The following is a 6,418-nucleotide window of genomic DNA, read 5'->3' as shown; positions in this document are numbered from 1 at the left end:
TCTCACCTCTTCTTATGTATAAATAATTTATAAAAATTAATCTAAAAAATACAAAATTCGTCAGGCAAATGACGGAAATAAATTTCTAAAAGTAATACAATTAGCTCAAGATTTAAGAGAAATCAAGAATCGTAAAACAAGTAGAAAGGAGAATTTATGAAACAACATAAATTTGTGATCGCCGATTACAAACGTTGTATCGGTTGCGCTACTTGCATGGCGGCCTGTTTTCGTAGCGCTTACGAGCGCGGTAAGCTTTCAAAAGCTAGACTAACAGTGCTCCGTCAAGCAAAAGGCGTCATGCCGACGCAGTGTCGCCAGTGCGATGACGGTCCTTGCGCGAACGTATGTCCTACCGGGGCACTCAGGTTTGACGATAACTGCATCGAGCTTCACGAAGAGATTTGTATAGGCTGCAAACTCTGCACGATCGCTTGCCCTTACGGTGCGATAAGCTCGAGCGCGGAGCTCATGCCGTCCGTTAACTACGCGGTAGAGCCGAAGTACTACCTCGAGATCGAGAGCCAGGCGGGCGCGAAAAATACCGCAATCAAATGCGATATGTGTTTCGGGCGCGAAAACGGCCCTGCATGCGTCGAGGTTTGTCCGACCAGCGCGATAATCATGGTCGATCCTTTGCACAGCCAACATAAGCTTGGCAACAGGATCGAGCAGGAGGCGGCGCAGGATTTCGTAAATAAAATTTTACGCGGAAGCGGAAATTTAAAAGAGCCTCACGTTTTAGCCGATATCGACGCTCAGGACGTGGATGGCGAGGCTGACGTTATCGTTATCAACGAGCTTGACAAGACTCCTAGCGAGCAAGCAAGAGAGCAAGCGGCGTCAAATTCGCGCGCTATGAAGGACGAAAATAGCGGCGCACAAGGGGGTGCGAGATGGTAGGCGTTTATCTACTTTTCTTAGTTAGCGCCGCCGTTAGCATCCTGCTCTACGGCGCGCAAAAATCAGCCGTCAAAATCGGCTTTGGATTAAGCGCGATCAGCTGTTTTTACGCGCTTTGCTACTTCGTGACTAATATGGGCGTGACCCAAGGCTTCGCTTTAGGCGGAGATTTTCTATATGCGCCTAAATTTGAGCTAACTCCGCTTGGAAATTTCTTTAGCTTCGTAGTCGTCTTTATCGGCTTTGCCAGCAGCGTCTACGGTATGAGCTACGCGGAGGAATACATCAAAAAAGCAAACGTCGGCGTTTTTGCCTGTTTGTTTAACCTTTTCATCCTTTCGATGCTTCTAGTTATCAGCGCAAATAACGTATTTTGCTTCATCGTTTTGTGGGAGCTTATGACGCTTATTTCGTCTTTCCTCATCCTCGTAAACGACGGCAAAGGCACGCTAAAAGCGGTGATGGTGTATCTTGGTATCGCTCAGGTCGGCGCATTTTGTATCACGTGCGGACTGCTAATAATGGCTCACTATGCGGGCAGCATGGAGTTTAGCGATTTTGCTCGCTTAAATATGCCTGCTGCGGTTAGCGTCGTGGTGTTTATATTATTCTTAGTAGGATTTGGTAGTAAAGCGGGTATGTGGCCTTTCCACGTATGGCTACCGATGGCTCACCCGGCCGCTCCTTCAAACGTCTCTGCTCTAATGAGCGGCGTTATGATAAAGGTTGCGCTATTTACTCTAGTCAAATTTACGCTTTTCTTGCCGCTAAGCATATATTTTGGTCTAGCGGTTTTGATCCTGGGTGCTGCTAGCTCTTTGTTTGGCGTTCTTTACGCTCTTTGTCAGCACGACTACAAAGCGCTTCTTGCCTATCACTCAGTTGAAAATATCGGCATCATCTTGCTTGGTCTTGGTACTGGTTTGTACGGACTAGCTGCGGGAAATAACACTCTTGCCGCGATCGGATTTTTAGCAGGATGCTACCACGTGGTTAACCACGCGATCTTTAAAGGACTATTGTTCCTTTGCGCGGGTTCTGTTCTGCACGCTACGCACACCCGCGATATGGACGTGCTAGGCGGCCTAGCTAAAAAGATGCCTTGGACGTCTGTTGGCATGTTTATCGGCATCATGGGTATCGCTGCGCTTCCTCCTGTTAACGGCTTCGTATCAGAGTGGTTTACCTATCAAGGTATGCTTCAAGGCGCGCTAGAGCAGGGCATCTTTACTAGATACGCTTTTACGCTTTCAGTCGTCGCGCTAGCGCTTACGGGCGTGTTAGTCGGCATGCACCTTAAGCTTTACGCAGTAATCTTTGCGGGAACTCCAAGAGATCAGAAAATTTGGGAAAATGCAAAAGAAAGCCCGATATTTATGGTGCTTGGCATGATCGTGCTAATGATCGGCTGTATAGGCTTTGGCATAGGAGCTAACGTAGTCGTCGGCTACATCCAAACAGCCGTAAATTCCATAGGCGGCGCAGGCGGTTACGTAGCTAGCCACGGTATAAATTTGACCTCAAATTTAGGCAGCGTGGTTTCCACTCCGCTTATAGCCATCATCTTGTGTTCTACTATGGTTTTGCCTTTTGCAATCTTAGCCGTGATGAAAGCAAACCGCGAGAAACCTCGCGAGACCGATCCTTGGGCTTGCGGATTTAAGTACAGCTCTCGCATGCAAATGACGGGCGGTCCTTTTACGGGCGATCTAAGGCGCATAATGAACTGGCTGTTTAAAGGCGAGAGAAAAGTCGTGACTAAAGGCTATTTTAACCCGGTCGAGTATCACAACCATCCAAAAGATATCTGGTGGGGGTTATTTTACGAGCCGGTGATTAAATTTACCGAAAAGGTCGCTGAAAAAATAGGCATAATGCAAAGCGGCTACACCAACGTTTACGCGCTATATATCCTCGTATATCTTTGCGCGATACTAGCGGTTAGCTACTTTTTGATATAGGGGGCGTGAGATGGAAATTTTACAGACTATACTTTTGATGATATTTCAAGTAGTCGTCATCGTCTTGGTTGCGCCGCTATTTGACGGTATGGCCAGGAAACTAAGAGCCAAACTACAATCAAAACAAGGCAGCGATTTTTTCCAGACGTATCGCGACATCATAAAGCTATTTAGACGCGGCAGAACCGTGCCTGAGTGCTCTCACTGGGTATTTAGATGGGCGCCGTTTTTCCTATTTGCCACTTCGGCGGCGATACTAGCGGCTATTCCTATTACTTATAGCAAGAGCACGATTTTCGGAGCTTACTCCGATATTTTCGTGATTCTTTATCTAGGCGCGCTTTTGAGATTCGTATTTGGCGCCGCATCTTTAGATAGCGGTAACCCGTTTGCGGCTACCGGCGGCGGACGCGAACAAATGCTAGCCGTTTATGTCGAGCCTGTTATGATAATGTGCCTAATCGTCGTTATGCTAGCGGCCGGAACGTCAAATTTGGTCGAGATACAATCAATGGTAAAAAGCGGTCAAATCGGATATCAGATCCCAAGCTTTGCGGTTGCTTCGATCGCGTTTTTGTGGTGCATATACGTTGAAACCGGCAGAAAGCCTTTTGACCTCGCAGAAGCCGAGCAAGAGTTGCAAGAAGGCTTACTAGGCGAATATGCAGGTAGCGATCTTGGCTTAGTTCAAGCGGCGCTTATCTTAAAACAATTTGCGATGATAGGACTTTTCCTTTCGATTTTCGAACCGTGGAATTTTAGCAATCCGTTTTTAGCGGTGATAATTTTCGTTTTAAAAACGGGAGTGTTTTACGTAGCAGCCGTGTTTATAGACAACTTCGGACCGAGATTTAAGATGACTTCGTCCTTGCGTAAAAACGCGGTAGCCGCTCTAGCCATATCTTTCGTGGCTTTGACGCTTTACGTCGTGGGGGTGTGAGATGAATGCAGATATGACTATGTTAGACGCATTAGCTATCGGCATGATAGTAACGTCTTTGGCGGTATTTGGGCTACGCAGCCTAAAACTATCCGTCATCGTTTACGCGATCGAGACATTACTTTTAGTCGGTATATTTGCTATGTTGGCGTCTAAATTTAACGCGTCGCAGCTGTCCATGTGGGCGGTAGTGGCGTTTTTTACGAAGGTTTTATTCGTGCCGGCGATCTTGCTTTGGTTGATTAAAAAGCTTAACGTCGTTAGCGAGGATGAGCCGGTGGGCGGCTTTTTCGTGAGCCCTGTTATAGCGATGGGATTTTCTCTAGCTTTAGCGATGAGTATCAACCCGATATTCCTTCAATTTTCGCTAATTCAAGAGAAAATAATGCTACTAGCGGCGGTTTGCGTGTTTATGATGGGGGTTTTTGGCTTTATGCTTAGAAACTCTTTTATCAAGCAAATTTTAGCCTACTGCCTTTTTGAAAACGGCATACATCTAAGCCTAGCGCTCATGGCTTACAACTCAAACGAGCTTGTTGAGCTTGGTATCTTAACGGACGCGATTTTCGCCGTTATCATCATGAGCGTTTTAGCTATCAGATTTTATAAAGCATACGGCAGCCTTGACACGTCTAAGGCTACGAATTTAAGGGGATAGAGATGGATAGTTTAACTTTGATATTAATTTTACCGCTTCTTGGAGCGATATTGCTATTTTTCTCTCCGAAAAATTACGCGACTTTGAGTTTGCTTCACGTTGCGGTTAGCGCGGTTACGTCTTTGGCGTTGCTATTTAACGTAAGCAAGGTTTTATCGAGCGGTACTTTTTACGCGCACGATAAATTTTTATTTCTAGATAGCCTTGGCTGCGTGTTTTTGGTGCTTATCGCGGTTACTGGATTTTTGGTAAATTTGTACGCGACTCACTATATGAAATGGGAGCTCGAAGAGGGCCATATAAATTTGGACGCGCTTAGAAAATACTATGCGCTTAGCCACGTATTTATATTTACGATGACTCTAAGCGTCATCTGTAACAACGTCGCCTTTATGTGGGCTGCGATCGAGGCTACTACGCTTTCATCAGTGTTCCTAGTCGCGATCTTAAAAGACCAAAAATCAACCGAGAGCGGCTATAAATACATAGTCCTTTGCTCTATCGGCCTAGCGTTCGCGCTTTATGCGACCGTGCTTCTTTACTCTGCGACCTTTGCAGAGATAAAAGACGGCGAAACCGCGATGCTGTGGACCGGTATAATGGCAAACGCTAAAAATTTGAGCCCTGACGTTGCTAAGCTAATATTCGTCTTTGCGCTCATCGGTTTTGGTACGAAAGCAGGTCTTGCTCCTACGCATACGTGGCTTCCGGACGTTCACGCTCAAGGCCCTGCGCCGATTTCGGCTCTACTTTCAGGCGTTTTGCTAAAGTGCGCGATGCTAGCTTTATTTAGATATTACGCTATCGCGGCTCAAGCTACTGGTATGGAGTTCGTTCAAAGCGTGATGGTAATCTCAGGCCTTATTACGTTGTTCGTCGGCGGTATATTCCTGATTAGACAACACGACGTAAAAAGAATGTTTGCCTACCACTCTATCGTGCATATGGGCGTTATTGCCTTTGCATTGGGTGTTGGCGGACCTTTCGGGCTATTTGCGGCGATTTTCCACTGCCTAGCTCACAGCTTTACAAAAGCTCTTGCGTTTTGCTCAACGGGCAACATCGCTAGAATTTACGGTCACAAAGATATGACTAAAATGGGCGGTATGGTAAAGATTGCACCGATAACCACTATGATGTTCGGCGCTGCGGTTTGTTCGCTAGTAGGCGTCCCTGCGTTTGCGATATTCGTCAGCGAATATAACGTATTCGTCGGCGCTATAAACAGCGGTCAATATTTTAGCGTTGCGCTATTTGCGATAGCTCTTGCGATCATCTTTATCGCGGACTTCTCACACTTTAACATGGCAAGTTTTGGCGAGCCTAAAGCTGCGGTCGTTCACAATAAAGAGATGAGCATAGTAGAAAATTTACCGCTTATCTTGCTTTGCGCGCTAATCATAATATTTGGCGTTTGGCACGTAGAAAACTTTTACGCTCTAGTCAATGAGGGCGTCAAAATAATGATGGGAGTTTGAAGATGAGAGGCGATAAATTTGTAGAAATTTTAAAAACAAAGGTAAAGGTTTTAGAAGTAACACGCCAAGCCGACGACCAAATTACGGTTTTAGTCGATAGAAACGACCTTCCGCTTGCGGTTAAGACCCTTTACTACGATATCGGCGGCTTTTTAAGCACGATGATACCAAACGACGAGAGGGCGATAAACGGCTGTTTCGCGCTTTACTACGCGATATCTATGGAGGGCAGTAAGATGACCGAGGCGGATGATTTTGCCGCTGAGGATAAGTGCTTTATCACCGTTAAAACGCTAATCCCAGGCGTCGATCCGACGTTTCCGTCCGTTACTCCGCTAGTGCCTGCTTGCGTGTGGTACGAAAGAGAAGCCTTTGATATGTTCGGCCTGGTTGCCGAGGGCCTACCTGATAAACGCCGCCTAGTTTTAGCGGACGATTGGCCAGACGGCCTTCATCCGCTTAGAAAAGACGCGATGGA

General features: G+C 46.4%; 6 protein-coding genes. All 6 read left to right on the top strand.

The annotated features are described in order from the left end of the window. Positions 1 to 156: 156 nt before the first annotated feature. Positions 157 to 903 carry a 4Fe-4S dicluster domain-containing protein gene (locus Q0200_RS07280; RefSeq protein ID WP_297939668.1) on the top strand — a complete coding sequence of 249 codons (747 nt, stop codon included), beginning with the start codon at positions 157 to 159 and terminating at the stop codon, positions 901 to 903. Further along, positions 897 to 2,864, top strand: coding sequence for a proton-conducting transporter membrane subunit (locus tag Q0200_RS07275; RefSeq protein WP_297939665.1), 1,968 nt, complete (start codon positions 897 to 899; stop codon positions 2,862 to 2,864). Before Q0200_RS07280 ends, Q0200_RS07275 begins: the two co-directional genes overlap by 7 nt. A 10-nt stretch (positions 2,865 to 2,874) precedes the next feature. Beyond that, positions 2,875 to 3,804: an NADH-quinone oxidoreductase subunit H gene (locus Q0200_RS07270; protein WP_297939663.1), complete on the top strand. Its 930-nt coding sequence runs from the start codon at positions 2,875 to 2,877 to the stop codon at positions 3,802 to 3,804. A gap of 13 nt (positions 3,805 to 3,817) precedes the next feature. Beyond that, on the top strand, positions 3,818 to 4,462 hold the full coding sequence (gene hyfE / locus Q0200_RS07265) for a hydrogenase 4 membrane subunit (RefSeq protein ID WP_034964097.1): 645 nt from the start codon (positions 3,818 to 3,820) through the stop codon (positions 4,460 to 4,462). A 2-nt stretch (positions 4,463 to 4,464) separates the two neighbouring features. Further along, positions 4,465 to 5,940 (top strand): hydrogenase 4 subunit F, encoded by a 1,476-nt coding sequence (locus Q0200_RS07260; RefSeq protein ID WP_009492716.1) that lies wholly within the window; start codon positions 4,465 to 4,467, stop codon positions 5,938 to 5,940. Positions 5,941 to 5,942: 2 nt separating this feature from the next. Further along, the coding region (locus Q0200_RS07255) for an NADH-quinone oxidoreductase subunit C (RefSeq protein WP_297939656.1) at positions 5,943 to 6,418 on the top strand (476 nt) is incomplete at its 3' end.

This window comes from uncultured Campylobacter sp., from assembly GCF_938045225.1.
Taxonomy (GTDB): Bacteria; Campylobacterota; Campylobacteria; order Campylobacterales; family Campylobacteraceae; genus Campylobacter_A.
The sequence above is the reverse complement of the archived record's forward strand: the minus strand, read 5'-3'. Positions and strand labels throughout refer to the sequence as shown.

What these genes read in the sequence shown, in the direction of transcription:
- Q0200_RS07280 (WP_297939668.1), top strand. Translation starts at nt 157, where the DNA reads ATGAAACAACATAAATTTGTGATCGCCGATTACAAACGTTGTATCGGT.
- Q0200_RS07275 (WP_297939665.1), top strand. Translation starts at nt 897, where the DNA reads ATGGTAGGCGTTTATCTACTTTTCTTAGTTAGCGCCGCCGTTAGCATC.
- Q0200_RS07270 (WP_297939663.1), top strand. Translation starts at nt 2,875, where the DNA reads ATGGAAATTTTACAGACTATACTTTTGATGATATTTCAAGTAGTCGTC.
- hyfE (WP_034964097.1), top strand. Translation starts at nt 3,818, where the DNA reads ATGACTATGTTAGACGCATTAGCTATCGGCATGATAGTAACGTCTTTG.
- Q0200_RS07260 (WP_009492716.1), top strand. Translation starts at nt 4,465, where the DNA reads ATGGATAGTTTAACTTTGATATTAATTTTACCGCTTCTTGGAGCGATA.